This is a genomic window from Arthrobacter sp. MW3 TE3886 (assembly GCF_041262145.1).
Lineage (GTDB): Bacteria > Actinomycetota > Actinomycetes > Actinomycetales > Micrococcaceae > Arthrobacter.
The window spans coordinates 3,208,016-3,233,840 of record NZ_JBGCAN010000001.1 but is presented as its reverse complement, the minus strand read 5'-3'; the positions used below and the strand labels follow the sequence as shown (position 1 = coordinate 3,233,840).

General features: G+C 67.5%; 24 protein-coding genes and 1 tRNA gene. 16 read left to right on the top strand and 9 right to left on the bottom strand.

Annotation, left to right across the window (positions count from 1 at the left end; all coding sequences use genetic code 11):
• Positions 1–900, top strand: coding sequence for a tyrosine recombinase XerC (locus tag ABH915_RS14740; protein WP_370125012.1), 900 nt, complete (start codon positions 1–3; stop codon positions 898–900).
• 380 nt (positions 901–1,280) lie between these two features.
• Positions 1,281–1,784, top strand: coding sequence for a DUF3145 domain-containing protein (locus ABH915_RS14735; protein WP_026266435.1), 504 nt, complete (start codon positions 1,281–1,283; stop codon positions 1,782–1,784).
• A 122-nt stretch (positions 1,785–1,906) separates the two neighbouring features.
• On the opposite strand, the gene fabF is transcribed toward ABH915_RS14735, so the two are convergent.
• The 6 genes from fabF to aceE form a co-directional block, all read right to left on the bottom strand.
• Positions 1,907–3,142, bottom strand: a complete 1,236-nt coding sequence (gene fabF / locus ABH915_RS14730) for a beta-ketoacyl-ACP synthase II (protein ID WP_026537070.1) — start codon at positions 3,140–3,142, stop codon at positions 1,907–1,909.
• Between the two features lie 167 nt (positions 3,143–3,309).
• Complete coding sequence (locus ABH915_RS14725) at positions 3,310–3,555, bottom strand: acyl carrier protein (RefSeq protein WP_079554778.1); 246 nt, start codon at positions 3,553–3,555, stop codon at positions 3,310–3,312.
• Between the two features lie 199 nt (positions 3,556–3,754).
• On the bottom strand, positions 3,755–4,816 hold the full coding sequence (locus ABH915_RS14720; RefSeq protein WP_370122607.1) for a beta-ketoacyl-ACP synthase III: 1,062 nt from the start codon (positions 4,814–4,816) through the stop codon (positions 3,755–3,757).
• Positions 4,813–5,742: an ACP S-malonyltransferase gene (locus ABH915_RS14715; protein WP_018773432.1), complete on the bottom strand. Its 930-nt coding sequence runs from the start codon at positions 5,740–5,742 to the stop codon at positions 4,813–4,815. Before ABH915_RS14715 ends, ABH915_RS14720 begins: the two co-directional genes overlap by 4 nt.
• An 87-nt stretch (positions 5,743–5,829) precedes the next feature.
• Positions 5,830–7,074, bottom strand: a complete 1,245-nt coding sequence (locus ABH915_RS14710) for a PucR family transcriptional regulator (RefSeq protein WP_370122604.1) — start codon at positions 7,072–7,074, stop codon at positions 5,830–5,832.
• 240 nt (positions 7,075–7,314) lie between these two features.
• Positions 7,315–10,068 carry a pyruvate dehydrogenase (acetyl-transferring), homodimeric type gene (gene aceE, locus ABH915_RS14705; protein ID WP_370122601.1) on the bottom strand — a complete coding sequence of 918 codons (2,754 nt, stop codon included), beginning with the start codon at positions 10,066–10,068 and terminating at the stop codon, positions 7,315–7,317.
• A gap of 436 nt (positions 10,069–10,504) precedes the next feature.
• Here aceE and ABH915_RS14700 point away from each other — a divergent pair, with 436 nt between their 5' ends.
• From ABH915_RS14700 to ABH915_RS14685, 4 genes are all read left to right on the top strand, one after another.
• Positions 10,505–10,924 carry a DUF3052 domain-containing protein gene (locus ABH915_RS14700; RefSeq protein ID WP_018773429.1) on the top strand — a complete coding sequence of 140 codons (420 nt, stop codon included), beginning with the start codon at positions 10,505–10,507 and terminating at the stop codon, positions 10,922–10,924.
• Positions 10,925–10,980: 56 nt separating this feature from the next.
• Positions 10,981–11,463 carry a peroxiredoxin gene (locus ABH915_RS14695; protein ID WP_370125011.1) on the top strand — a complete coding sequence of 161 codons (483 nt, stop codon included), beginning with the start codon at positions 10,981–10,983 and terminating at the stop codon, positions 11,461–11,463.
• A gap of 4 nt (positions 11,464–11,467) precedes the next feature.
• Positions 11,468–12,400: an NAD-dependent protein deacetylase gene (locus ABH915_RS14690; RefSeq protein ID WP_370122598.1), complete on the top strand. Its 933-nt coding sequence runs from the start codon at positions 11,468–11,470 to the stop codon at positions 12,398–12,400.
• Positions 12,401–12,490: 90 nt separating this feature from the next.
• Positions 12,491–12,566, top strand: a tRNA-Val gene (locus ABH915_RS14685).
• Between the two features lie 68 nt (positions 12,567–12,634).
• On the opposite strand, the gene ABH915_RS14680 is transcribed toward ABH915_RS14685, so the two are convergent.
• The gene (locus ABH915_RS14680) at positions 12,635–12,820 is read right to left on the bottom strand and encodes a hypothetical protein (protein WP_370122595.1); all 186 of its coding nucleotides are present in this window, start codon (positions 12,818–12,820) and stop codon (positions 12,635–12,637) included.
• A 160-nt stretch (positions 12,821–12,980) separates the two neighbouring features.
• Between ABH915_RS14680 and ABH915_RS14675 the strand changes: the two genes are divergently transcribed.
• From ABH915_RS14675 to ABH915_RS14655, 5 genes are all read left to right on the top strand, one after another.
• Positions 12,981–14,297, top strand: coding sequence for a glycosyltransferase (locus ABH915_RS14675; protein ID WP_370122592.1), 1,317 nt, complete (start codon positions 12,981–12,983; stop codon positions 14,295–14,297).
• A 97-nt stretch (positions 14,298–14,394) separates the two neighbouring features.
• Positions 14,395–14,673 (top strand): hypothetical protein, encoded by a 279-nt coding sequence (locus ABH915_RS14670; protein ID WP_018773424.1) that lies wholly within the window; start codon positions 14,395–14,397, stop codon positions 14,671–14,673.
• A gap of 246 nt (positions 14,674–14,919) precedes the next feature.
• Positions 14,920–15,750, top strand: a complete 831-nt coding sequence (locus ABH915_RS14665; RefSeq protein WP_370122588.1) for a fumarylacetoacetate hydrolase family protein — start codon at positions 14,920–14,922, stop codon at positions 15,748–15,750.
• Between the two features lie 174 nt (positions 15,751–15,924).
• Positions 15,925–16,722, top strand: a complete 798-nt coding sequence (locus ABH915_RS14660) for an IclR family transcriptional regulator (RefSeq protein WP_370122585.1) — start codon at positions 15,925–15,927, stop codon at positions 16,720–16,722.
• 166 nt (positions 16,723–16,888) lie between these two features.
• The gene (locus tag ABH915_RS14655) at positions 16,889–18,238 is read left to right on the top strand and encodes an MFS transporter (protein ID WP_370122582.1); all 1,350 of its coding nucleotides are present in this window, start codon (positions 16,889–16,891) and stop codon (positions 18,236–18,238) included.
• Positions 18,239–18,454: 216 nt separating this feature from the next.
• Here ABH915_RS14655 and ABH915_RS14650 read toward each other — a convergent pair whose 3' ends face one another.
• Positions 18,455–19,519 (bottom strand): D-2-hydroxyacid dehydrogenase, encoded by a 1,065-nt coding sequence (locus tag ABH915_RS14650; RefSeq protein ID WP_370122579.1) that lies wholly within the window; start codon positions 19,517–19,519, stop codon positions 18,455–18,457.
• A gap of 64 nt (positions 19,520–19,583) precedes the next feature.
• Between ABH915_RS14650 and ABH915_RS14645 the strand changes: the two genes are divergently transcribed.
• From ABH915_RS14645 to ABH915_RS14635, 3 genes are read left to right on the top strand one after another with little or no spacing between them, the layout of a single operon-like run.
• Positions 19,584–20,555: an NAD(P)-dependent oxidoreductase gene (locus ABH915_RS14645; protein ID WP_370125010.1), complete on the top strand. Its 972-nt coding sequence runs from the start codon at positions 19,584–19,586 to the stop codon at positions 20,553–20,555.
• A gap of 13 nt (positions 20,556–20,568) precedes the next feature.
• Positions 20,569–21,339, top strand: a complete 771-nt coding sequence (locus ABH915_RS14640; protein WP_370122576.1) for an SDR family oxidoreductase — start codon at positions 20,569–20,571, stop codon at positions 21,337–21,339.
• Positions 21,339–22,403, top strand: a complete 1,065-nt coding sequence (locus ABH915_RS14635; protein ID WP_370122573.1) for an L-idonate 5-dehydrogenase — start codon at positions 21,339–21,341, stop codon at positions 22,401–22,403. The genes ABH915_RS14640 and ABH915_RS14635 overlap by 1 nt, the downstream gene beginning before the upstream one ends.
• A 35-nt stretch (positions 22,404–22,438) precedes the next feature.
• On the opposite strand, the gene ABH915_RS14630 is transcribed toward ABH915_RS14635, so the two are convergent.
• Positions 22,439–23,167 carry a FadR/GntR family transcriptional regulator gene (locus tag ABH915_RS14630; RefSeq protein WP_370122570.1) on the bottom strand — a complete coding sequence of 243 codons (729 nt, stop codon included), beginning with the start codon at positions 23,165–23,167 and terminating at the stop codon, positions 22,439–22,441.
• Between the two features lie 261 nt (positions 23,168–23,428).
• On the opposite strand from ABH915_RS14630, the gene gndA reads away from it, so the two are divergent.
• A complete protein-coding gene (gene gndA / locus ABH915_RS14625) occupies positions 23,429–24,865 on the top strand; it encodes an NADP-dependent phosphogluconate dehydrogenase (protein WP_370122567.1) in 1,437 nt (478 codons plus the stop codon).
• Positions 24,866–24,980: 115 nt separating this feature from the next.
• Positions 24,981–25,814, top strand: a complete 834-nt coding sequence (locus ABH915_RS14620) for an oxidoreductase (protein WP_370122564.1) — start codon at positions 24,981–24,983, stop codon at positions 25,812–25,814.
• The last annotated feature ends 11 nt before the right edge of the window (positions 25,815–25,825 follow it).

Below are 25,825 nucleotides of genomic sequence, written 5' to 3'. Positions count from 1 at the left end.
ATGCAGATCGCCGTCGTACGCTTCGGCCGCTACCTGGAAGCCGAGCGGGGCCGGTCCGCCCATACAGTGCGGGCCTATCTCTCCGACGTCGAAAGCCTGCTGGCGCACGCCGCAACCGAGGGGGTCCGCGACCTTGCCGGGCTGGAGCTCGGGACGCTGCGGCGCTGGCTTGGCGCCCAGAGCGAGTCCGGGAAGTCCCGCGCCACCCTGGCCCGCCGCGCCGCTACCGCCAGGGCCTTCACCGCCTGGGCTGTCCGCGAGGAGCTGATCGAAGCCGACCCCGCCCTGCGGCTCAAGGCCCCCAAGCGGGAGAAGTCCCTGCCCGGCGTGCTGCACCAGCAACAGGTCCGGCGGCTCGTCGACGACGCCGAATCCGCCTCGGCCGAGGGGGATCCGCTGGCCCTGCGCAACCGCGCCATGGTGGAGCTGCTCTATGCCACCGGCGTCCGGGTCGGCGAGCTCGCCGGCATGGACGTCGACGACCTCGACCCGGACCGCAGGACCCTCCGGGTGCTTGGCAAGGGCAACAAGGAACGCACGGTGCCCTACGGACTGCCGGCGGCGCTCGCCGTCGACGACTGGCTCCGCCGCGGCCGGCCGGCCCTCGCAACCGGGACCAGCGGCCCGGCGCTCTTCCTGGGCGCGCGCGGCGGACGGGTGGACCAGCGCCAGGTCCGCAGCGTGGTCAAGGAGATGCTGGAACGGCTCGGAGACACCGCCGCCACCGGGCCGCACGCGCTGCGGCACTCCGCAGCGACCCACCTGCTCGACGGCGGGGCAGACCTGCGCGCCGTGCAGGAAATCCTCGGGCACAGCAGCCTGGCCACCACCCAGATCTACACCCACGTGTCCGTCGAGAGACTGCGGCAGAGCTACCAGCAGGCGCACCCCCGGGCCTGAGGATCGCTGGCGCGGCGCGTCCGGGCAGCCGGAGAGGCCCACAATCCGGCGCGGATTCCTGCCCGGGATTCCGCCCGCAAACGGGCCCGGCACCAAGCGGACCAGGGTCCGTCTACAGGTCTGCTGAACGGGGCACGGCGCGCCGCAAAAGACGCGCCGAATCGCACTGGCGTAATTAGGAGGGGTAGGGCAGAATGAAACTCACGCCCGGGAAGTTTCAAGTTGAACTTGAAGCTGGAATGCAACACGTCCCAGCTTTGAACCCGGTTGTATATTAGTAGTCTGGCAGGGACCGCCGGCACAATTTCGGATCCGCGCAACAGACAGACATCCAGGCACAGGTCGTTGGGGAAGACGTACCTACAGCTATGGAGGATGGAATGTCTGTTGCACTGACCCGCGGTGTGTTGTTCGTTCACTCGGCCCCGACTGCCTTGTGCCCCCACGTCGAGTGGGCCATAGGGTCTGTCGTGGACAAGCGGACGGACCTGGAGTGGACCGCTCAGCCTGCCGCGCCCGGAATGTTCCGGGCCGAGCTGTCGTGGACCGGAACGCCGGGCACGGGGGCTCAATTGGCGTCCGCTCTGCGAGGCTGGGCGCACCTGCGCTATGAAGTCACTGAGGAACCCAGCCAGGGGGTGGACGGCGGCCGCTGGTCGCACACCCCGGAGCTGGGGATCTTCCACGCCACCACCGACGTCCACGGCAACATCATGGTGTCAGAGGACCGCATCCGCTACGCCTACGAATCCGGCGCCGGCGACCCCTCGGCCGTCTACCACGAGCTCTCGCTCGCCCTGGGCGAGGCCTGGGACGAGGAACTCGAGCCGTTCCGGCACGCCGCCGAAGGCGCCCCAGTGCGCTGGCTCCACCAGGTCGGCTAGGGCTTCACCGGGCGCACCACCGCAGCAATTCCATAGCTAGGCGCCAAACGAGCGATGGCGGCAATGTTCATGAAGAACATTGCCGCCATCTGCGTTCCGGGCGGGGGAGCGGGCAGGAGCAGCTACACGCTGCGTACCGCGATCACGGCGTTGTGGCCGCCGAAGCCGAACGAGTTGCTCAGCGCGGCGATGCTGCCGGCCGGCAGGTCGCGGGCCGACGTGACGACGTCGAGCGGGATTTCCGGATCCTGGTTCTCGAGGTTGATCGTCACGGGCGCCTTGCGGTCGTAGATGGCCATGACGGTCAGCACGGCTTCCACGGCACCGGAGGCGCCGAGCAGGTGCCCCATCTGGGACTTGGTGGCCGAGACCGCGACGGAGTCCACGTGCTTGCCCAGGGCGGCCTTGAGGGCCGCGTACTCGGGCTTGTCGCCGACCGGGGTGGAGGTGGCGTGCGCGTTGACGTGCACGATGTCTTCGGGCTGGATGCGGCCGTCGAACATGGCAGCCTTCAGCGCGCGGGTGGCGCCCAGGCCCTGGGGGTCCGGGGCGGTGATGTGGTAGGCGTCGGCGGTGACCGACGTGCCGGCCAGCTCGGCGTAGATCCGGGCGCCGCGGGCCAGAGCGTGTTCCTCGGCCTCGAGCACCAGGGCACCGGCGCCTTCGCCCATGACGAAGCCGTCGCGGTCAAGGTCGTAGGGGCGTGAGGCGTGCTCGGGATCGTCGTTGCGGCGCGAGAGGGCCTGCATGGAGGCAAAGGCGGCGATCGGCATCGGGTGGATGGCGGCTTCGGCGCCGCCGCAGACGACGACGTCGGCCTTGCCGGCGCGGATCAGGTCCAGGCCCACGTGCACGGCCTCGGTGCCGGACGCGCAAGCGGAGACGGGGGTGTGGGCGCCGGCGCGGGCGCCCAGGTCCAGGCTGACCGCCGCGGCGGGGCCGTTGGGCATCAGCATGGGCACGGTCATGGGCAGGACGCGGCGGGGACCCTTTTCGCGCAGGGTGTCCCAGGCATCCAGCAGCGTCCAGACGCCGCCGATGCCGGTCGCGAAGGCAACTGCCAGGCGGTCGTGGTCGATTTCGGTGATGCCGGAGTCTGCCCACGCCTCGCGGGATGCGACCACGGCGAACTGGGTGGACGGGTCCATGCGCTTGGCCTCGACCCGGGTCAGGACGTCCAGGGCAGGGGTGGAGGCGCGTGCGGCGAAGTGGACAGGCAGCTCGTACTTGGCCACCCAGTCGTCTTCAAGCGTGTGCGCGCCGGAGACGCCCTTGAGCGCGTTCTTCCACATTGTGGGGACATCGCCGCCGATGGGTGTGGTGGCACCCAGACCGGTAATGACTACTTTGCGTGCCATGGGATCACTCTCTGTCGGTGCGCCTGCCGTATCCGGAACCGCGAAGGGGATGGCCGGGGCCTGCGAGGGGAAAACGTTGGGGTCGTTCTATTGCTGGTGGTCCGGTCCGGGCGCTGCTGCAGCGCCCGGACCGGCACCGGGGTCCGCCGTTGCCGGCGGAAGCCAGACTAGGCCTGGGCGTTGGAGATGAAGCTGACGGCGTCGCCGACGGTCTTGAGGTTCTTGACCTCTTCGTCCGGGATGCGGACGCCGAACTTCTCTTCGGCGTTGACCACGATCGTCATCATCGAGATGGAGTCGATGTCCAGGTCCTCGGTGAAGGACTTGTCCATTTCGACAGCCTCCGTGGCCAGGCCGGTCTCTTCGTTGACGATTTCAGCCAGGCCGGCCAGGATTTCTTCGTTGCTAGCCATTGATGGCTCCTTTTCTGGTTATTGCCCTCGGCTGCCGGCGAAATGCCGGCAGCCTAAGGGCGGAAATGATTCAAACCGAGGGTTCGGCTTGGTGCGGGAATGCTTGCGAGCACAGCATGCGGGCGAGCCCTGAAAGAAGGACATGCGGTGCAAGGGTGAAACGGGTGAAACGTATTTAGTTCGGAAAAGCGGTGGCTGCCTAAGGAAGCACGACCACCTGGGCGCCGAAGACCAGACCGGCTCCGAAGCCGATCTGCAGCGCCAGCCCGCCGCTGAGCTCGGGGTTTTCCTTAAGCAGGCGGTGGGTGGCCAGGGGGATGGACGCCGCCGACGTATTTCCGGCGTCGGCGATGTCGCGGGCGATCTTGACGGTCTCGGGCAGCTGCAGCTTCTTGGCCATCTCATCGATGATGCGCATGTTGGCCTGGTGCGGGATGAACGCGGCGAGGTCCTCGGACCGGATGCCGGCGGCATCCAGGGCCTGCTGGGCCACCTTGGCCATCTCCCACACGGCCCAGCGGAAGACAGTCTGGCCGTCCTGGCGCAGGGTCGGCCACAGGGACGCGTCGGTCACGGCCGCTTCCTCATCGCTGACAGCGGCGCCGTGCTTGCCGGTCAGGGCGAGCTCGCGGATGTCCAGCATGGAGTGGGTCATGCCGATGGCATCCCACTTGCTGCCGTCCGAACCCCACACCGAGGGGCCGATGCCCGGGGTGTCGGAGGGGCCGATCACGACGGCGCCCGCGCCGTCGCCAAGCAGGAAGGAAATGGTCCGTTCCGTGTTGTCGATGACGTCGGAGAGCTTTTCGGCACCGACCACCAGGACGTAGGAGGCCGCGCCGGAGCGCACCAGGGCGTCGCCCTGGGCGATACCGTAGCAGTAGCCGGCGCATGCCGCCGAGATGTCGAAGGCCGGGGCCGGCGTCGCGCCGAGGCGGTCGGCGAGGCTCGCTGCAGCGGACGGGGTCGCATACGGGTGGGTGACCGTGGAGACGATCACGGCGCCGAGCTGGGAGGCCTCGATGCCGGCCTTCTGCAGGGCTTCACGTGCGGCGCCCTCGGCCATGTCAATAACGCTGACATCGGCGGGTGCGCGGTGCCGGGTGATGATGCCCGTGCGCTGGCGGATCCATTCATCCGAGGAGTCGATCCACTGGCACACGTCCTCGTTGGTCACGATCACGCTGGGCCGGTAGGCGCCGATACCCATGATGCGGGTGTTTGCCTGCACGGGTGCCTGCTTCAGAGTGGGAACGCTCATGCCCCTCCCTCCAGTTCTGCAAATAGGGCCAGGGCCGCGGAAAGGTCGTCCGGGGTCTTGACGGTGACTGTCTTGACGCCGGGCATGCCGCGCTTGGCCAGGCCGGCCAGTGTCCCGGCGGGAGCCAGCTCGATCACGCCGGTCACCCCGCGCTGCACCATCGTCTCCATGCACAGGTCCCAGCGGACCGGTCGGGAGACCTGGGCGATCAGGCTGTCGACGGCGGCGGCGCCGTCGGTGACTTCCGCGCCGTCGAAGTTGGACAGCAGCGGTACCTGCGGGTCCTTCGGGTGCAGCGACGGACGCAGGGCCTGCAGGGCCGCGCCGGCGGGGGCCATGTGCGAGGTGTGGAACGCGCCCGCGACCTTCAGCGGAATGACCCGGGCCTTGGCCGGCGGGTTCTCCGCCAGGGCCTTCAGCTGCTCCAGGGTGCCGGCGGCGACGGTCTGGCCCGCCCCGTTGACGTTGGCGGCCGTGGCCCCCGCGGCGCCAATGGCTGCCAGGACCTCGGCGGGGTCGCCGCCCACGACGGCACTCATGCCGGTCGGGGTGGCGGCAGCAGCGGCCGCCATGCTGTTGGCGCGTTCGCGGACAAACGTCATCGCTTCGGATTCCGACAGGACACCGGCGAGCGAAGCCGCGGTGATTTCGCCGACGGAGTGGCCGGCGAGGATGACGGGAAGTGTGCCGAGTTCGACGTCGAACAGCGACTTTGCGGTCACCAGGCCCGCAGCGACGATCAGGGGCTGCGCGACCGCGGTGTCCTTGATGGTCTCCTCATCGGAGGTGGTGCCGTGCGCGGTGAGGTCGATGCCTGCTATTTCGCTGAGGGAGGCCAGGAGGCCTGCGACGGGTGGCAGTTCCAGCCAGGGGGCCAGAAAACCAGGGGTCTGGGAGCCCTGTCCAGGGCAAACGATTGCAAGCACGTAACCAGCTTTCCAAATTACCGCGTGAACATTCGTGTTTTCATGCACCAAGCTCACTGGGTCAGTTTGTAGGAAGTCTACAACGGTTCAGGAGCCGTTGCGGGGAGGCTGCCGCTCGATGGGGGCCTTCGGCGGGGCGGAAAGCCGGCCCACGACGAGGGCGGTCTGGAGCACGAACGCCTCCCGCGGCAGCAGCGGATCCCAGCCGGTGACGTCGCAGACGCGCTTGAGCCGGTAGCGCACCGTGTTGGCGTGGACGAAGAGTTCCCGGGCCGTGGCTTCGAGTGAATGGCCCAGTTCGAGGTACGTGCCGAGGGTCTCCACCAGCCCGTTGGAGGCGGCGAGCAGGGGGCGGTAGATGTTCTTGACCAGCGAGCGGCGGGCGGCGTCGTCGCCGGAGATCACCCGCTCGGGGAGCAGGTCATCGGCCGCCACCGGGCGCGGCGCGGACGGCCATGCGCGGGCCGCGGTGAGGCCGGCAAAGGCCGACTGGGCGGAGCCGCTGGCCTCGAGGAGGGACCCGGCCTCCGGGCCGTAGACCACCGGGCCGGGGGCAAAGAGTTCGCTGAGCTTCAGGTACGCGGTCTCCCGGTCGTGGACCCCGCCGAGGATCAGGATGAGCCGGTCGCCCTGGATCCCCACGAGGGCGTCCTCGGCGAAGCGCCCGGCGGTGCGCCGCAGTTCGCTGACGTAGCTGGCGCTTGGTTCAGAGGGGGAATTCCCGACCATGACGGTGAAGCGCTCCTGTGCTTTCCAGCCCAGGGCCGCGATCCTGGACCGCAGCGCGTCGGTGTTTTCGCCGCGGAGGATGGCATCGACGATCAGGGCCTCCAGCCGGGTATCCCAGGAGCCGCGGGATTCCGCGGCGCGGGCGTAAACGTCGGCGGCCGCGAACGCGACCTCCCGCGAGTAGCGCAGCACGGCTTCCCGGAGGGCCCCCTGGTCCGCTTCCGGGGCGATCACCGGGACCTGGTCCTCGACGACTTCGACCACGATCCGGATCAGCTGGAGCGCCTTCTGCAGGCTGATGGAGCGGGTCAGTTCGGTGGGGGCGGTGCCGAAGACGTCGGAGAGGATCCACGACGGCGAACTCGGCCGCTCGTACCAGGTGACGAAAGCCGCGATGCCGTTCTGCGCCACCATGCCCAGGGCGGAACGTTCATCCGAGTTCAGCCGGCCGTACCACGGCAGGGACTTCTCCAACTGGCGCAGCGTCGTCGTCGACAGCTGGCCCACGCTGGCCCGGAGCTTCTTGAGGGTTTCGGCTTTCTCCGGAGTCATCGCCCTCGAGCTCGGCTTGCGTTTTTCGGGAGTGGTGATCGGCTCTGCCATGCATTGAGCATACGGGGCGGGCCGCCCAAGCTCCATTTGTGCGAAGGCTACAACTGCCCTTGTCCTGCATCACAGCGTCCCGCAGCAATCCAAAGCGCGCCCAACAAGGGAGGCCGGAGGGAGGCGGGAGGGGAGATGGAAAGGGAGAAGGAGGCAGGCGGGGCGGTTAAACGCCCGACGGCGGCTCCCACCTTTCGGTGGGAGCCGCCGTCGAACATTCGCTCTTGCGCCGGAGCGCGGTTAGGAGTCGCCGCCCGCGTTGCCGGTGGTGCCGGCGTTCACGTTCAGCAGACGGTACTTCTCGATCGCCTGGGCCGGCGCCTGGGCGTCGACCTCGCCGCGGCGGGCCAGCATCTGCAGGGAACGGACCACGATCGAGTGGATGTCGTTCTTGAAGAAGCGGCGTGCCGCGGCACGGGTGTCGGAGAAGCCGAAGCCGTCCGCGCCGAGCGAGGCGAACTCGTTCGGGAGGAACTGCCGGATCTGGTCCGGCACGGCCTTCATGTAGTCGGTGACCGCAACGATCGGCCCGGTGGCACCGGCGAGCTGCTGGGTGACGAACGGGACGCGGGCGGGCTGGCCGGGGTTGAGGAAGGAATCTTCCTCGGCGGCCATGGCGTCGCGGCGCAGTTCGGTCCAGGAGGTCACGGACCAGACGTCCGCTGAGACGCCCCAGTCCTCGGCGAGGACCCGCTGGGCTTCGAGGGCCCAGGGAACAGACACGCCCGAGGCAAGGATCTGCGTGCGCGGGCCGTCAATCTTGGCCGGCGCCAGCAGGTAGATGCCCTTGATGATGCCCTCGACGTCGAGTTCCGCCGGTGCCGGCGGCTGCACGATCGGCTCGTTGTAGACCGTGATGTAGTACATCACGTTCCGCGACGGGTCGTTGTCGTCAGGGCCGGGACCGTACATCCGGTTCAGGCCGTCACGCATGATGACGCCCATCTCGTAACCGTATGCCGGGTCGTAGGTGACGACCGCGGGGTTGGTTGCCGCCAGCATGGGGGAGTGCCCGTCGGCGTGCTGCAGGCCTTCGCCGGTCAGCGTGGTGCGCCCTGCCGTGGCGCCGATGATGAACCCGCGGGTCATCTGGTCGGCGGCTGCCCAGAAGGAATCGCCCGTGCGCTGGAACCCGAACATCGAGTAGAAGACGTAGACCGGGATGAGCGGCTCGCCGTGCGTGGCGTAGGACGTGCCGGCGGCGGTGAAGGCTGCCACGGACCCGGCCTCGTTGATGCCGGCGTGCACGATCTGGCCGGAGATGGACTCCTTGTACGCCAGGACGAGCTCGCGGTCCACGGAGAGGTAGTTCTGGCCGTTCGGGTTGTAGATCTTCGCCGTCGGGAAGAACGCGTCCATGCCGAACGTGCGGGCCTCGTCGGGGATGATCGGCACAATCCGCTTGCCGAACTCCTTGTCCCGCATGAGGTCCTTGAGCAGCCGGACAAATGCCATGGTGGTGGCGGCGTGCTGCTTGCCGGAGCCGCGGTTGGCGACTTCGTAGACCTTCTCATCCGGGAGGGTGACGTCGGCGTGCTTGGAGCGCCGCTCGGGGACGAAGCCGCCGAGCTGCTTGCGGCGGTCCATCAGGTACTGGATCTCCGGGGAGTCCATGCCGGGGTGGTAGTACGGCGGCCGGTAGAGGTCCGCTTCGAGCTGCTCGTCCGTGATCGGGATGCGCAGGTGGTCGCGGAAGGCCTTGAGGTCCGCAAGCGTGAGCTTCTTCATCTGGTGGGTCGCGTTGCGGCCCTCGAAGTGGGTGCCCAGGCCGTAGCCCTTGACCGTGTGCGCCAGGATGACCGTGGGCTTGCCCTTGAACTCGGTGGCGGCCTTGTACGCGGCGTAGACCTTGTTGTAGTCGTGCCCGCCGCGCTTGAGGTTCCAGATCTGGTCGTCGGTCAGGTCCTGGACCATTTCCTTGGTCTGCGGGGTCTTGCCGAAGAAATGCTCGCGGACGAACGCGCCGGATTCGGCCTTGTACGTCTGGTAATCGCCGTCGACGGTCTCGTTCATGATCTTGACGAGCGAGCCGTCCTCGTCCTTGGCCAGCAGGTCATCCCACTCGCGGCCCCAGACGACCTTGATGACGTTCCAGCCGGCACCGCGGAAGAACGCTTCGAGTTCCTGCATGATCTTGCCGTTGCCGCGGACGGGACCGTCGAGGCGCTGGAGGTTGCAGTTGATGACGAAATTGAGGTTGTCGAGCTTGTCGTTGGCCGCGAGCTGCAGCAGGCCGCGGGACTCGGGCTCGTCCATTTCGCCGTCGCCCAGGAATGCCCAGACCTGCTGGTCCGAGGTGTCCTTGATGCCGCGGTTGTGCAGGTACCGGTTGGACTGGGCCTGGTAGATGGCGTTCATCGGGCCGATGCCCATCGAGACGGTGGGGAATTCCCAGAACTCCGGCATCAGGCGCGGGTGCGGATAGGAGGACAGTGCGTGCCCTTCCTTGGACTTCTCCTGGCGGAAGCCGTCCAGGTCCTCCTCGGAGAGCCGGCCCTCCATGAAGGCGCGGGCGTACATGCCGGGGGAGGCGTGGCCCTGGAAGAAGACCTGGTCGCCGCCGCCGGGGTGGTCCTTGCCGCGGAAGAAGTGGTTGAAACCGACCTCGTACAGGGTCGCGGCACCGGCGTAGGTGGAGATGTGGCCGCCGACGCCGATGTCCGCCCGCTGTGCCCGGTGCACCATCACGGCGGCATTCCAGCGCAGCCAGGCACGGTACTTGCGTTCGATCTCTTCATCGCCAGGGAATGCCGCTTCCTGGTCGACCGGGATGGTGTTGACGTAGTCCGTGGTGGTGACCATCGGAACACCCACGCTCTGCGCGCCGGCCCGCTGGAGCAGGCTGCGCATAATGTACTGGGCACGTTCGGTGCCTTGTTCCTGAATCAGGGTATCCAGGGACTCCAGCCATTCGGCGGTCTCTTCCGGATCACGATCAGGCAGCTGGTTTGTCAACCCGCTGAGGATATGGGAGGTATCTTCTCCTGCAGCCACGTCCAACCTCTCTTTGAGCGCATCTATCGGCACCCTCAGCTCCGGGCAGGGTGACTGCCTGGCGTGAACGCGACGTGTGCGACATATCGGTTACAACAGCCCGGTCGTATGCGCCGGGCAAGGTCCAATCACGGTACGCCTGCCTGTATCAGCCGGGCGGTTGCCCGCGCAGGCGTAGTCGTCATCAGCCACTCTAGCCGTGCGGACTGGTGGATGCGTAGCCGCCCTATGGACCCGCCGCCGTATTTCACGGGCATACTGGTTGTGTGACGAAGCGCTGCCCTGCAGCCTCCGGATCGCCTCGTGTGACGCAGAATATGGCGGATCGCGGTGCCAACAGCTTGAAGCGAGAGCTCAAAGGGTGTTGGCTTGGAGTAATGGAAATCACTAGTGCCATTGAAAACATGAAGCAATTCAAAAAGCATAGGAGCAACACGTGAGCGAGGCCGACGCCGCCACTTCGGTAAATGTGGCGGAGAAACTGGGTTTCAAAGACGGGGACCTGATTCAGGAATTCGGTTATGACGACGATGTCGACTTCGACTTGCGGGACGATATCGAAGATCTCACGGGCTCTGAGCTTCTCGATGAGGACGATCACGAGGTGGTCGACGCCGCCATTCTCTGGTGGCGGGCAGGTGACGGAGACCTTGTGGACACGCTGGTCGACTCGCTGACCACTCTCACCGAGGGTGGCGTGGTCTGGGTCCTGACTCCCAAGTCCGGCCGGGACGGCTACGTCTCGCCCGCGGACATCCAGGACGCCGCGCCCACCGCAGGTCTTCACTACACCACCTCCGCCGGCGTCTCGAAGGACTGGAGCGCCACCCGGTTGGTCACGCGGAAGAACAAGTGACCCAGGCGGTCCAGCACGAGGCCTCTGCGGTGTCTGCCGCTGCGCTGCCCGCCGTAATGAGTCCTGTTCCCGGCGGGGTACCCGGCGTCGGCGATGCCGCACCGGATTTCGAGCTCGCCAATCAATTCGGCGAACCGGTGCGCCTCTCGGACTTCCGCGGCCGCAATGTCGTCATAGTCTTCTACCCGTTCGCCTTCTCCGGCATCTGTACCGGGGAACTGTGCGAAATCCGGGACAACCTGGCACTGTTCGAGGCTTCCGATGCCGTCGTGCTGGCGGTCTCGGTGGACAGCAAGTTCGCCCAGCGGGCCTATGCCGAAAAGGAAGGCTACGGCTTCGACCTGCTCGCCGACTTCTGGCCGCACGGCGCCGTGGCCTCGGCTTATGGCGTGTTCGACCCTGACAGCGGCATGGCGCTGCGCGGCACCTTCATCATTGACGCGGCGGGAATTGTCCGCTACGTCGTGGTGAATCCCCGCGGCCAGGCACGGGACTTCGCCGAATACCGGGCTGCCCTCGCGGGACTCGGCGGGAACTGACCCGGTGAGGCAGCGGCGGCCAGGAATCGGCATGACCGGGTTTGCCAGTCTCCCGCCGGTCACGGCCGCCGGGACCGCCGCGGAGCTCCAGCGCACCGAACTCGAGACCCTGCAGGACATCCACGGACTCCTGTCTGGGGGCCAGTTTGCCGTGCTGACCGGCGCCGGCCTGAGTACGGATTCAGGGATCCCGGACTACCGCGGGCCCGGCGCCGCGCCGCGGACCCCCATGACCTACCAGGAATTCATCGGCGAGCCGGGAAACCGGCAGCGCTACTGGGCCCGCAACCACATCGGCTGGTCACACCTGCGCAGGGCGGATCCCAACGCGGGCCACGCCGCGGTAGCCCGGCTGGAGCAGCAGGGGCTGCTCACCGGACTCATCACCCAGAACGTGGACCGGCTCCACGAGGACGCCGGCAGCGTCAACGTGGTGGACCTGCACGGCCGGTTCGACCAGGTCGTGTGCCTGGACTGCCACCGGCGGTTCAGCCGCCGGATGCTGGCCGGTGTCCTGGAGGAACTCAACCCCGGGTTCCTCGAACGGGCGCAGGCCGCCGGGGTGGTTGAAATGGCGCCGGACGCCGATGCCGCCGTCGAGGACACGCGACTGATTGAATCGTTCGTCGTCGCCCGCTGCCCCGCCTGCGGCGGCACCCTGAAACCGGACTTCGTGTACTTCGGGGAAAACGTGCCCAAGGACCGGGTGGAACGCTCCTACGCCATGGTCGACGCCGCCCGGGCGCTCCTGGTGGCCGGCTCCTCACTCACCGTGATGAGCGGCCTGCGTTTTGTCCGCCACGCGGCGAAGCAGGGCAAAGCCGTCGTCATCATCAACAGAGGACCGACCCGCGGCGATGGCCTAGCCACCATCAAGCTGGAGGCAGGCGTCAGCGGGGCCTTGACTTGGCTCGCCGCCGAGCTGCCGCCGTTGTAGCGACGGCCGGCCCGATTGGCGCTGGGCCGGTGACATCCGGTACAGTAACTGTTCGTTGGTTGAAGCGCTGAAGCGCGGAAACCGCGGTTTGGGTCTTTAGCTCAGCTGGTAGAGCGCCACGTTTACACCGTGGATGTCATCGGTTCGATCCCGGTAGGACCCACCACAGAAAACCCCGCCTTTGCGGACCATGGGTCCGGAACGGCGGGGTTTTGTGCGTCTCGGTTAATCCGTTCAGGCGCTTTTCGGGGCCGATTCGTTGGGGCCGCTGATGGGCGCTACGGTCCCTTCGAGGAGGGCGTAGGCGTTGGCCAGCCGCTGCACAGCCTGCGACTGATTGGTCGACACGCCGCCCTTTACGATCGAATCCAGCACAACGGCCTTCGCCTTTTCCAGTTTCTGAGCGTTTGATTCAGCCATCTTGGATTCCCCTTGGTCGTTGCCGGGGCGCCCTGTGCGCCCCGGCACGCGTCGAACCTACCACCTGCCGTGGGCCAAGCGGCAAATCTACGTCATTATTGACGCCGCATCACCGGCCGGACACAATGCGGTTCGGAAGAAGACCGGCGCATACAGTTAGATGGAGGACTCAGCACCGCAACACTGGGGGTTCAACATGTTTTACGGCGTCACGCGCTACAGCCTCTTCTCTCCCGGATCGCACTCTTGGAAAACGTCGCGCTCCGGCGTCTTCAAGACCCCGGAGGACTACATGCAGTACTTGTTCTCGGAAAAGCGCCTTAGTCTTCGAGCTGAGATGTTCTTCGAGAAGGCCGTGCCTGCCCTTTCCGCGATGGCGGAAAACCATGACTACAAACACTTCGTGATGTATTCCGAGTTGCTCCCGAAGCGGCATCAGGAAATTTTGTTCGCGGCGGCGGCCAGGTACCCGTTCCTGGTTCCGGTGGAATGGAACGACGTCGTCCGGGGAACAGGCATCGAAGAAGTCAAGCCCCTGATTGAGCAGGACCTCGCCAGCAAGTTTGACGCCGACGCCGGCGTGCAGCCGGTCGCGTGGTTCCGTCTCGATGACGACGACCTGCTCGCCGCCGACTATCTGACCCATCTTGAGGTGTACCGGACGCTGAACCACGTGGGGATGGCCATTTCATTCGGACTCGGCCTGACGGCCTACAAGGGCGAACATGACTTGGTGAACCTCCGGGAGTTCTACCACCCGAAGTCCGCCCAGGGGATGGCCTTCGTGTCAGCGTTCGACCCGCGCCAGCGCAGCCTCTCGATCGTCACGCCCGGACCGCACCACGGTGTAGACCAGGTGATGCCGACCATCCTTGACTCCCGGGAACACATGTTCTTCCAGGTCCGTCACAGCGATCAGGACTCGACGTTGAACGAAACCCCGCACGAGCGCGTCGCAGCCTCTCTGGCGCGGCTGGACAAGCTTCCGGCGGTGCGGTCGGCCGACATTTCGGCGGAAAAATGGCCGAGTCTCATCGAGGACATCGTCCGCGGCGAACCTACACCGCATGAGCTGTTCCTGCCCGATGCGGGACCCCTGCGCCTGACCACGGAGACCGCGCTGGTGTTTCCCCTGGAACCGGAGGTTGCCGAAGGGATGCTCGAGTTCGAGTTCGAGTTCGAGTCGGCCCAGGAGCTCACTGGGGCCTTCGCCGTAGTCTCGTACGAGCTCAATGCTGAAGACGGCGTTGACGTCGAGGAACTCGGTCTCAGCCTTGGGCTGCAGAAGAGCCCCTTCTATGGGATGTACCGGCTGGCGTGGTCGAAGAGTACGCACGGCGTCATGCGCCAGAACCTTCTGCTGCCCGAGGGTGTCAGCGTCTCCGGCATCACACTGCGGGGCAAGAAGCGTCAGCCGGCAGACGTTTACATCCGCTTGCGCGAGCCTCGTTTCGTGGCCGTGCACGGCGCCGACTGAAGAATCGGGCCTGACGCTGGTCCCGGGACCAGCGCCGGTCGGTCCGGCCTCGAAAATGTCAGGGCTCCGCCCTACTGTGACGGGCATGGAGCACGTGATGGTGAAAACAGGCCCGGACGGGCGGCCCCTGGCCGTGGTCCGCGGCGGCAGGGAATGGTTGATCGGGGCCGAGCCCGTGCGCTGGTTCGAGCGGGTCAGCTGGTGGGAAGCCGAGCGCCGGATGCCCAAGGGCCTGAGTCGCGTGGACGTCGAGGTGTGGCAGGTTCAGGCAAGGCTCGGCCGCAACCGCGGTTCGGCCCTGACCACCATGGAACTGATCCGGGACGGCCTCGGCGGGGGCTGGCGGCTGCGGGGGGCCGTTGCGGATGCCGCGTAGGTGCCGGCGCGGGCATCGATCGGCGAATCCGGCCCGCTCATAATGGGGCCCCGGACACTGGAATCACCCGGGCATTGGAAAAGCCTTCCACCGCGACTATTGGGGGATGCCGCGGTGGAAGGCTTGTAATGAATATACCGTGAACGATTGGAAATGTGAAACACCGGCGGCGTTTCTGTGCGCAAGAATTACGCCAGTCGATGGCCTAATCGAGGGCTCCGGAACCTCGCCGCCTAGGATGTTTTCATGACCGCCACGAGTGCCCGCCGAATCGCCAGAGTCCGCCCCCTTTCCCCTGCTGCCGGGGACGAATACTTCTTCGTCGCCAACGACGCAGCGGACTTTGACAGTGCGGCCGGCAAAGTGTGGACGGTGACCACCTCTCCATTCCCCGGTTCTGCTGCCAATGCCGGCAGCCTGCCCCGCAGCGGTTGGGAAGTCGGCGCGACGGTGGAGGAATCGTCCTTCACGTTCCTCGCGCCCTGTGTCCCGGCCAACGTCCTGGGCATGGCGCACAATACGGGTGCCGCGGGCCGCGGACTTCCGCCGCAGGCCTTCCACAAGGCGGCCACCAGCGTGGTCGGCCCGGGGGACGCCGTTGAACTCCGGCCGGGTGTGGGCCGCGTCGAGCCGGAGGCTGAACTGACAATCGTCATCGGAAGCAGGGCCCGCGCACTGACGCCCGGCAATGCCATGGGCGCAGTCCTGGGCTACACGATCGGAAACGACGTCTCCGCCAGGAACCTCCAGGATTCCGACGAGCTGTGGATCAGCGCCAAGAGCCAGGACACGTTCACGCCCGTGGGGCCTTGGATCGTCACAGACCTGAAGGGTGAAGACCTGGCGATCGGCATCAGACACAACGGTCAGGATCTCCAGGCAGCCAGCTCCGCCGACCTTGGCTGGAAGGTGGAGGAAATCCTCACCTACCTCACCTCCTTCATGACCCTTCACCCGGGCGACCTGGTGCTGACGGGTTTCCCCGCTGAGTGCGCGCCGATCGTTCCCGGCGACTCCGTCACGTGCCACATCGCCGGCATCGGCGAGCTGACGAATCCAGTGGTGTCTGCCGCCTGACGGACTGGCGGTCCCCGGCGAGGACCGCTGACAGGGGAGCATAGCGGGCGCGTGCGCGGGCACCGCCGGGTCCCGGGTCACAGCGCCAGACATTATGATGGTTACTGTTCAGCTGACTGGACGGCATTCGAACGAGTGGCGCGGCGACTGGCGCGCGATACCTGAAGGAGAATCATGGCCGATTCCCGAGTTTCCCGACCCTCCGACGGATTGGGGAGCGCGTCACCCGCACCGGCTGTCACCCGTGCCGCCGCCGTGCTGGACGCCTTGGCGGCTTCCGCGACGGGACGGCTCACGCTCAGTGATCTGGCCAGGGAACTGGGAATCCCGAAGTCCTCCACCTCCAACCTCCTGCTCGCGCTCGAGGAGGCGAGGCTGATCAACCGCCAGGGTGCGGAGTTCACCCTCGGCCGGAAATTGGTTGAGCTCGGCGCTGCCTACCTCAGCCGGCTCGACGAGGTCCAGGAGTTCTACCGTTTTTGTGAACAGGCCCCGACGCTCTCGGGGGAAACGGTCCGGATCGCCATGCTGGACGGAACCAATGTCATCTACCTCGCCCGCTACGAAGGGCACCCGGCGGTTCGCCTGACGTCCAACATCGGCGACAAGATGCCCGTTTCCCTCTGTGCCGTGGGCAAGGCCCTGATCGCGCGGCTGCATGACCATGACGTCGACGAGATGTTTCCTGACGACGCTGCCCTTCCGGTCCTGACGCCGAAGTCGCTGCGCACGGGAGCCGAACTGAAGGCGCAGCTCACGCTCATCCGGGAGCAGGGGTACGCGTTCGAGGACGAGGAATCCACCACCGGCGTCGTGTGCCTGGCCGTTGCCGTCCCGACCCGGGGCGCACACGGGCCCAGCCTCGGCCTTTCGGTCACCGCGCTGAAGGCGACTTACTCGAACGAGCAGGGCGCCATGATGGTCAAGGAACTCCAGGATCTTGCCCGGTCCCTCGGCAATCCCATGGGTTAGGGGTCCTGTCGCGGGACGGTCCTGCACACCCCGGGAATAAATCTGATTATTCATTGGCTACTCGATCACTATGCTGTACTCTGTTCAGCATAGTGATCGACTCCTTTGGGGGTTGCTCACACCCACCAGACCAACGGGGGTCTGGAGTGTTCTTGAGGGAGTGCTTGTGACAACTAGTACTAATACACCGCTCGCTGAAGCGGACGGCGCCGTCGTCGATCCGGAACAGCTGCGACGGGCAACGCTTGCCAGCTCCGTGGGCTCCGCGCTGGAGTACTACGACTTCTACATCTACGGCCTGGCCTCGGCCCTGATCTTCGGCCCGCTGTTCTTCAAGCCGCTCGGCGAGGACGGGGCCCTGATCGCATCCTTCGCCACGTACGGCGTGGGCTTCGCGGCCCGGCCCTTCGGCGGGATGGTCTTCGGTTACATCGGCGACCGGTTCGGTCGCAAAATGGTCCTGATCCTCACCATCGGCCTGATGGGGACCGCCAGCTTCGCCATCGGCCTGCTGCCGACGTACGAACAGGCTGGCATGCTGGGCGCCGTGCTCCTGGTGACGCTGCGCATCCTGCAGGGACTGGGTGCCGGCGCCGAACAGGCCGGTGCCACCACGCTGATCTCCGAAGTCGCGCCGCGCCGCCGTCGTGGCTTCTTCGCTTCGCTCCCGTTCGTCGGCATCCAGCTGGGCACCCTGCTCGGCGCCGGAACGTTTGCGCTGATTGCCATGGCCGACAAGGCCGTCCTGGAAGGCTGGCTGTGGCGGGTGCCCTTCCTGGCCAGCGTGCTCCTGGTTGTGGTGGCCATCTTCATTCGGCTCCGCCTCAAGGAAACGCCCGTCTTCCAGGAACTGGAAAAGCACAAGAATGTGGTCAAGAACCCCATCGGCCAGCTGTGGAAGCACTCGAAGAAGAACGTGCTGATCGGCATCGGCCTGCGGATGGGCGAAAACGGCAATTCCTCGATCTACTCCGCCCTGCTCATCGCGTTCCTGGCGGCCAAGGACGGCGTTTTTCCCGGCGACAAGTTCATCGGTCCGGTCGGCCTGCTCATCGCCGCGGGCTTCGCCGCCGTCATGGTGATCACGTTCGGCGCGCTGTCCGACCGGTTCGGCCGGGTGCCCGTCTACCGCTACGGTGCGCTGTTCCAGGCGCTCATCGCGCTGCCGGCGTTCTACCTGGTGACGCTGGGCAATGTCACGCTGGTCTGGATTGTCATGGTGGTGGGCATCGCCCTCGGCGTCCAGTCCATGCTCGGACCGCAGTGCCCGCTGCTGCCTGAACTCTTCGGCTCGCAGTACCGCTTCACCGGCGTGGCCATGAGCCGGGAGCTCTCCGCCGTCGTGGCCGGCGGGCTGGTCCCGCTGGTCGGCGCCGCGCTGCTGGCCGCCACGGACCATTCCTGGCTGGTGCTCGCCATCTACTCGCTGGTCCTGGCGCTGATCTCATTCGTCACCACCTTCTTCACGCCCGAGACGGTGGGACGCGACCTTCTCCTGACGGAGGATGCGCACTAGCCGGCATCCGGGTGCAGACCCGCCGTCCGCGGCACCTCAGGCCGTGGCCCCTTCCACCAGGAAGGGGCCACGGCCGTTTCTGGGACACCGGTAGCGCCCGGCGATATACGCGTCGCCGAGCCGAACCCGCGTCGCCCAACGCAAAGGGCGGCCCAGCCGTTTCCGGCGGGACCGCCCTGGTGTGCGCTGCGGCGCTGGCCGCAGTGCGGGGTGGACTCAGTAGAAGTGCACCGTGTCCACCAGATGGGGGAGTTCGCCGCCGTTGAGGTAGGTCCGCAGGTTGCTGCAGAAGCGTTCGGTGATCAGCCGGTTTTCGGCGGCACTGAGCGCCGAGGTGTGCGGGGACACCATCACCCTGGGGTGGGTCCACAGCGGGCTGTCCTGCGGCAGTGGCTCTACGGCGAAGACGTCCAGGCAGGCATAGGAGACCTGGCCGTTGCCCAGTGCCTCCAGGAGCGCCTCTTCATCCACCACTGTGCCGCGGCCCACGTTGACCAAGACCGTTCCGGGCTTCATGGCGGCGAAGACGTCGCGGCTGAAGAGTTTCTCGGTGTACGGCGTGCCGGGCAGGGTATTGACGACGGCGTCTGCGCTGCCCAGCAGGCCGGCGAGGCCGTCGTTGTCCGTGACGGTCTCGATCCCGTCGATGGCCTCCACGGTGCGCTTGGTTCCGCTGACGCTCATGCCCAGGGCGCGGGCGATCCGTGCGGTCTCGAGCCCGATTTCGCCCAGTCCGGTGACCACCAGGCGGGAGCCGTTGACCAGGCGGGTGGGGGTGCGGAGCTCGGGCCAGTGCTTGGCCGCCTGGTCCTGGGCCAGCTCGGCGCTGCGCTTGAAGCCGTTGAGGATGCCCAGGGCGGCGAACTCGGCGAGCGGCAGGGCGTGCACCCCGGCCGAGGTGGTGACCTTGAACTTCTGCAGCGTCGCGGCGTCCAGCCCCGATGCCTTCACGGCACCGCCGGCGCCGGCCGCCATGGCATGGATCCACTCAAGCCGGGGATTGCTGCCGGCGATCCGGGCGAGGCCTGCCGGGCTTTCGTTGGGGAGCCCGTACAGGACCTGGGCTTTGTTGAGCATGTCCCAGTACCGCTCTTCCTGCTCCGGCGTCCGGCGGAAATCCGGGTCACCCGAATGGTCGGCGGGAAAACGTTCCGGCGGCAAGAGCTCGGGGTCGTAGAGGACGGTCACGGACGGATCTACGGCGCGGATGCGGTCCACCAGCTCTGCTTCGAGCGGGACGGCGATCGCGACGGTGGTTTTGGTCGTCATAGTGTTCATCATACTGAATGGAGGCTAGGATGCTGAACAGAATTCCTAGATTAACCACGACGAAGTGAGGCAACGCATGGAGCTGGACCGCAGGGAGGCCGGGTTTGTCGGCCTCGGACTGATGGGCGCGCCGATGGCCGCCAACCTCCTCGCGGCAGGATGGACCGTCACCGCCTGGAACCGTTCGCCGGCGGCGCTGGACGCCTTCGAGGCCCTGGGCGGCTCGCGCGTGGCCCGGGTCGAGGCGCTCCGCGACCAGCCCGTCATTGTCTTCATGCTGCCGGATCTGTCCGACATTGAGGACGCCAGTGCCGCGCTCCTGGCCGGCTGGGGCGCCAGCCCGCCCGCGCCCGGAACCGCCGTCGTGGTCATGAGCAGCGTCTCGCCGTCCGGGGTGCGGGACTTCGGGGCGCGGGTCGCGGAGGCAAGCGGAGGCAACGCCGTCGTCGTCGATGCGCCCGTCAGCGGCGGCACCCAGGGCGCGGCGGACGGGACCCTCGCCATCATGGCGGGCGCCAGCGAAGATGACTTCCGCCGGCTCCTGCCGCTCTTCGGCGCGATGGGCAGCACCGTGCGGCGGCTCGGACCGCTGGGATCGGGGTCACTCGCCAAGGCATGCAACCAGCTGATCGTGGGAACGACGACGGCGGCGCTCGCCGAGGCCGCGGAGCTCGCCGAACGTTCCGGCATGGAAGTGCCGGCCCTTTACGAGGTGCTCGCCGGAGGACTGGCCGGCAGCCGGGTCCTGGACATCGTGGGGCCACGGCTCGCCGCCAAGGACTACGAGCCCACCGGACCCGCCAAGTTCATGCACAAGGACCTGTCCTTCGTGCTCGAAAGCGCCGCAGCGGCCGGTGCCGCGGTACCGATGGCGGCCGCCGGCGTCGAGCTCTACGCGGAACTCAAGCGCCAGGGGCTGGGGGACCGGGACCTCGCCGTGGTACGGCAGGCCATCGCTAATCTCAGCGGCACCGGCAGCGGGAGCGCCACCATGACAGGCAACACCACAACCAGCACAACAGCCATTCCAGCAGCAAAGACCAAATGAGGATCAGTGAACCATGAGTGGACTTTTTGACCTGACCGGGCGTGTGGCCCTGGTGACCGGTTCGAGCCGGGGGATCGGCAACGCCCTGGCCCGGGCGCTGGCCGACGCCGGCGCCACCGTGGTGCTCAACGGCATCAACCCCGAGCGGCTCAAGGCCGCCGAGTCCGCGATGGCCGCGGACTACGCGCCGGGCCGGGTGCACAGCTGCGCCTTCGACGTCACCAGCGACACCGGAGCCGCCCGGGGGATCGCCTGGGTTGAGGAGAACGTGGGCCCGCTGGCCATCCTGGTCAACAACGCCGGCATCCAGCACCGGGTCCCGATGCTTGAGCTCGACGTGGCCGACTGGGAGCGGGTCATCTCCACGGACCTGACCAGCGCGTTCCTGGTGGGGCGGGAAGCGGCCCGGCACATGATCCCGCGAGGCCGGGGCAAGATCATCAACATCTGCTCGGTCCAGACCGACCTCGCCCGGCCCACGATCGCCCCCTACATTGCGGCGAAGGGCGGACTGCGGAACCTGACCCGGGCCATGACCGCGGAATGGGCCGCCTCGGGCCTGCAGATCAACGGGATCGCGCCCGGCTACATCCACACCGAGATGACGCAAAACCTCGTCGACGATGAGCAGTTCAACGCCTGGATCCTGGGCCGGACCCCCGCGCACCGCTGGGGGACCGTGCAGGACCTGGCCGGACCCGCCGTGTGGCTGGCCTCCGACGGGTCGGACTTCGTCAACGGCCAGACCATCTTCATCGACGGCGGAATGACGGTGGTGGTCTGATGGGCGCCGTGGCAGAACTTCCGGCCACGGCCGCGGCGGTGGTGGCCCACGCGGCGGGCGACCTGCGGATCGAGGACATCCCCGTGCCCGCACCGGCGCCCGATGAAGCCGTCGTCGACGTGGCCTTCGGCGGCATCTGCGGCTCCGACCTGCACTACTGGCTGCACGGCGCCGCGGGCGAATCCGTCCTCAAGGCTCCCATGGTCCTGGGCCACGAGATCGTGGGGAGCGTGATCCGCGCGGCCGCTGACGGCTCGGGGCCCGCGCCCGGCATGGCCGTCGCGGTGCATCCCGCCACGCCGGGCCCGGGCGGCGCCCGGTACCCGGCAGAGCGTCCCAACCTGTCACCGGGCTGCACCTACCTGGGCAGCGCCGCACGGTTTCCCCACACGGACGGGGCGTTCAGCCGCTTCGCCGCGCTGCCGGCCCGGATGCTCCGGCCGCTGCCGGCCGGGCTGGAGCTGCGGACCGCGGCCCTGGCGGAGCCGGCCAGCGTCGCCTGGCACGCCGTCTCGCGCGCCGGGGACGTGGCGGGAAAGACGGCGCTGGTGATCGGCAGTGGCCCCATCGGGGCCCTCGCCGTCGCCGTCCTCAAACGCGCCGGCGCCGGCCGGATCGTGGCCGTGGACATGCACGAGCGGCCCCTGGAGATAGCCCGTGCCGTGGGAGCCGACATGGTTCTAAAGGGGGACGACGCCGGGGCGATCGCCGCGGTTGAGGCGGACGTCGTCATCGAGTCCTCGGGCAGCCACCACGGCCTGGCCTCGGCCATCCAGGGCGCGGTCCGTGGCGGCAGGGTGGTCATGGTGGGCCTGCTGCCTTCGGGCCCGCAGCCGGTCCTGATCTCCCTGGCCATCACGCGCGAGCTGGAGCTGCTGGGCTCCTTCCGCTTCAATGACGAAATCGACGACGTCCTAGCGGCGCTCGCCGACGGCTCCCTGCGGGTGGATCCCGTGGTGACCCACACCTTTGGGCTGGACCGCGGACTGGAAGCGTTCGAGGTCGCCAGGAACGCGGCCGTTTCCGGGAAGGTGCTGCTGGACTTCAGGCCGGTCCCTGCGTGAGGGGCGCCGCCGCCGGCGCCCGGACGGCCAGTGGCTTAGCGGCGCTCGACCGGGACAAACACCCGCGGCTGGTTCTTCCAGCTCGGCTCCATCTCCGAGATGGTCTCGCGCATGATCCGGTTCGAGGCCTCGCGGGCGGCGGCGGCATCCCCGGCGGCGATGGCCTCGGCGACCTCGACATGCCACCGCAGCGCGGTCTCGCGCGGGTGGTCCGGCATCAGGCCGTGAATGGTGCGGCCGGTCAGCGTCTCGGTCACCTGGCCCACCATGTTGGCGAACATCTCGTTGCCGGAACCGGTCAGCAGCAGGGAATGGAACAGGATGTCCAGCTCGAGGAACCGGGGCACGTCCCCGGCCTGTCCGGCGTCGCGCATGGCGTGCGAGATCTCCACGAGTTCGCGGCGGAGCTCCTCGGGGGCGTTGGCCGCGGCCAGCTCGGCGGCCACCGGCTCGACGGCGGTGCGGAGCTCGGCCAGGGAGCGCAGCTGGGCGCCGCGGCCCTCGCCGGCCAGCCGCCAGCGGATCACGAGCGGGTCGAAGGGGTTCCACCGGTTCGAGGGCAGCACACGGATGCCGACGCGCTTGATGGTTTCCACCAGGCCCAGGGACTGGAGGACCCGGACCGCCTCCCGGACCACCGAGCGGGAGACCTTGAGTTCGTCCTCAAGGTGCTCGGCGAGCATGACGTGCCCGGGCGGAAGCTCGCCGGCCACGATCCGGGTCCCGAGGTGCTCAATGGCACGGTGGTGGAGGCTGGTTGACATAGTCGTAAGCATAATGCGGTGGGCCTGGTCCGGGCTGACCGGAGGGGCGGACGCCGGTGATCATAGACTGTTTATGACGCGCAGTATTCCGCTCCGTGGGCGCGGCTTTCCCGCAGCCCGCGGAAATACATATGGTTTAAGGACAGCCACAATCCTTAAGAGCGGGTTCCGCCCTCCGCGGCGCGACCTGCCGGGTCCTAGATGAACGTCTGAGACGAATCGCCGTACATCCCTGGTGTACAGAAATGAATTGGAGTTTTGATGTCAGCACACATCGGTGTTACCGGCCTCGCGGTGATGGGGGCCAACCTCGCACGCAACCTGGCCCGGAACGGCTTCACCGTTGCCCTGCACAACCGGTCCGTGGAAAAGACAGACACCCTGCTCGCCAAGTACGGCGATGAGGGCGACTTCGTCCGCACCGAGACCCTCCAGGAACTCGTTGATTCGCTGGAGAAGCCGCGCCGCGTGCTGATCATGGTCAAGGCCGGCAAGCCGGTCGACTCCGTGATTGAGCAGCTCGAGCCGCTGCTGGAAGCGGGCGACATCATCATCGACGCCGGCAACTCGCACTACGAGGACACCCGCCGCCGCGAGGCTGCGCTCGCCAAGAAGGACCTGCACTTCGTCGGCATCGGCGTCTCCGGTGGCGAGGAAGGCGCCCTCAACGGCCCCTCGATCATGCCGGGCGGTTCCAAGGAGTCCTACGACGCCCTCGGCCCGCTGCTGGAAAAGATCGCCGCCCACGTCGACGGCCAGCCCTGCTGCGCCTGGATCGGCACCGACGGCGCCGGCCACTTCGTCAAGATGGTCCACAACGGCATCGAATACGCCGACATGCAGGTCATCGGCGAGGCCTTCGACCTCCTGCGCTCCGGCGCCGGGATCGAACCGGCCGAGCAGGCCAAGATCTTCGAAGAGTGGAACAAGGGCGACCTCGCTTCCTTCCTGATCGAAATCTCCGCCGAGGTCCTCGGCCACGTCGACGCGAAGACCGGCAAGCCGTTCGTCGACGTCGTGGTGGATGCCGCCGGCCAGAAGGGCACTGGCCGCTGGACGGTCATCTCCGCGCTCGAACTCGGCTCGCCGACGTCGGGCATCGCCGAGTCCGTCTTCGCCCGGGCCCTGTCCTCCCAGGCCGAGCAGCGCGTGCTGGCCCAGGAGCTGCTGGCCGGCGGCGAGGCCGCCGCCGAGGTCCCCGAGAGCTTCGTCGAGGACGTCCGCCAGGCGCTCTACGCCTCCAAGCTGGTCTCCTACGCCCAGGGCCTGGACATGCTCACCTCCGCGGCCAAGGAATACGGCTGGGACCTGAAGCTGGATGAAATCGCGTCGCTGTGGCGCGGCGGCTGCATCATCCGCGCGGAGCTGCTCAAGGAGATCACCAAGGCCTACGCCGCTGCGGAGAAGCCGGCCAACCTGCTCTTCGCCCCGGCGTTCACCAAGGCGATCGCCGAGGTCCTCCCGGCCTGGCGCCGCGTGGTCTCCACCGCGGTGCAGCTCGGCATCCCGGTTCCGGTGTTCTCCTCCTCGCTGGCCTACTACGACGGCCTGCGCCGCAAGCGCCTGCCGGCCGCCGTCATCCAGGGCCAGCGCGACCTCTTCGGGGCGCACACCTACGGCCGTGTCGACGCCGAGGGCACGTTCCACACCCTCTGGGGCGAGGACAAGTCCGAGATCGAGGCAGTCGACACCCACTGACCCACCCCGGTTCCGACGCGACGGCCGGCACTTTCCAGTTACTCTGGGAGGCGCCGGCCGCCCGTGTTTCCGGCTGCTCCTGCCCCAGGAGTTCAGCGCCCGAGGAGTTCAGCCCATGCCCCAGCCCGTAGCGTTTGTCACCGGTGCCTCCACCGGGATCGGTTTCGAAACCGCGAAAAAGCTTGCCTCGGCCGGTTTTACCGTCTATGCCGGGGCCCGCCGGGTGGAGCTAATGGAACCGCTGAAGGCATCCGGGGTCAAGGTGGTGGCCCTGGACGTGACCGATGAGGCCTCGATGAGCGCCGCCGTCGGGGACGTGCTGGCCGCGCACGGCCGGATCGACGTCCTCGTCAACAACGCCGGCTACGGGACGTACGGTTCGCTCGAGGAGGTGGAGCTGGCCGAGGGGCGGCGGCAGTTCGACGTGAACGTCTTCGGCCTGGCGCGCATGACGCAGCTCGTGATCCCCGCCATGCGGGCCGCACGCGCGGGCCGGATCATCAACATCTCATCCATCGGCGGCAAAATGTACGAGCCGCTGGGCGCCTGGTACCACGCGACCAAGTTCGCCGTGGAAGGCCTGAGCGATTCGCTGCGGATCGAGCTCAAGCCGCACGGCATCGATGTGGCCATCATCGAGCCGGCCGGGACGCAGTCCGAGTGGGGTGCCATTGCGGCGCAGGGGCTGCTGGCCAGCTCCGGGAACGGCCCCTACGCAGCCCAGGCCAAGGTGGTGGCGGCGGCGCTGGGCACCACGGACAACGCCGCAACGTCGTCGCGGCCCGAGCTTGCGGCCGAGGCGATCCTGCACGCCGCGACCGCCCGGCGGCCCAGGACCCGGTACCCGGTGGGTGCCAGCGCCCGCGGGATCCTGCTGCTGCGCCACCTGCTGCCGGACCGGGCGTTCGACGCCGTCCTGTGGAACATCTACAAGCGGTTCCCCGGCTAGGACCGCCTAGG

What these genes read in the sequence shown, in the direction of transcription:
- ABH915_RS14740 (WP_370125012.1), top strand. Translation starts at nt 1, where the DNA reads ATGCAGATCGCCGTCGTACGCTTCGGCCGCTACCTGGAAGCCGAGCGG.
- ABH915_RS14735 (WP_026266435.1), top strand. Translation starts at nt 1,281, where the DNA reads ATGTCTGTTGCACTGACCCGCGGTGTGTTGTTCGTTCACTCGGCCCCG.
- fabF (WP_026537070.1), bottom strand. Translation starts at nt 3,142, where the DNA reads ATGGCACGCAAAGTAGTCATTACCGGTCTGGGTGCCACCACACCCATC.
- ABH915_RS14725 (WP_079554778.1), bottom strand. Translation starts at nt 3,555, where the DNA reads ATGGCTAGCAACGAAGAAATCCTGGCCGGCCTGGCTGAAATCGTCAAC.
- ABH915_RS14720 (WP_370122607.1), bottom strand. Translation starts at nt 4,816, where the DNA reads ATGAGCGTTCCCACTCTGAAGCAGGCACCCGTGCAGGCAAACACCCGC.
- ABH915_RS14710 (WP_370122604.1), bottom strand. Translation starts at nt 7,074, where the DNA reads ATGGCAGAGCCGATCACCACTCCCGAAAAACGCAAGCCGAGCTCGAGG.
- ABH915_RS14695 (WP_370125011.1), top strand. Translation starts at nt 10,981, where the DNA reads ATGAGTCCTGTTCCCGGCGGGGTACCCGGCGTCGGCGATGCCGCACCG.
- ABH915_RS14680 (WP_370122595.1), bottom strand. Translation starts at nt 12,820, where the DNA reads ATGGCTGAATCAAACGCTCAGAAACTGGAAAAGGCGAAGGCCGTTGTG.
- ABH915_RS14675 (WP_370122592.1), top strand. Translation starts at nt 12,981, where the DNA reads ATGGAGGACTCAGCACCGCAACACTGGGGGTTCAACATGTTTTACGGC.
- ABH915_RS14670 (WP_018773424.1), top strand. Translation starts at nt 14,395, where the DNA reads ATGGTGAAAACAGGCCCGGACGGGCGGCCCCTGGCCGTGGTCCGCGGC.
- ABH915_RS14665 (WP_370122588.1), top strand. Translation starts at nt 14,920, where the DNA reads ATGACCGCCACGAGTGCCCGCCGAATCGCCAGAGTCCGCCCCCTTTCC.
- ABH915_RS14660 (WP_370122585.1), top strand. Translation starts at nt 15,925, where the DNA reads ATGGCCGATTCCCGAGTTTCCCGACCCTCCGACGGATTGGGGAGCGCG.
- ABH915_RS14650 (WP_370122579.1), bottom strand. Translation starts at nt 19,519, where the DNA reads ATGATGAACACTATGACGACCAAAACCACCGTCGCGATCGCCGTCCCG.
- ABH915_RS14645 (WP_370125010.1), top strand. Translation starts at nt 19,584, where the DNA reads ATGGAGCTGGACCGCAGGGAGGCCGGGTTTGTCGGCCTCGGACTGATG.
- ABH915_RS14640 (WP_370122576.1), top strand. Translation starts at nt 20,569, where the DNA reads ATGAGTGGACTTTTTGACCTGACCGGGCGTGTGGCCCTGGTGACCGGT.
- ABH915_RS14635 (WP_370122573.1), top strand. Translation starts at nt 21,339, where the DNA reads ATGGGCGCCGTGGCAGAACTTCCGGCCACGGCCGCGGCGGTGGTGGCC.
- ABH915_RS14630 (WP_370122570.1), bottom strand. Translation starts at nt 23,167, where the DNA reads ATGTCAACCAGCCTCCACCACCGTGCCATTGAGCACCTCGGGACCCGG.
- gndA (WP_370122567.1), top strand. Translation starts at nt 23,429, where the DNA reads ATGTCAGCACACATCGGTGTTACCGGCCTCGCGGTGATGGGGGCCAAC.
- ABH915_RS14620 (WP_370122564.1), top strand. Translation starts at nt 24,981, where the DNA reads ATGCCCCAGCCCGTAGCGTTTGTCACCGGTGCCTCCACCGGGATCGGT.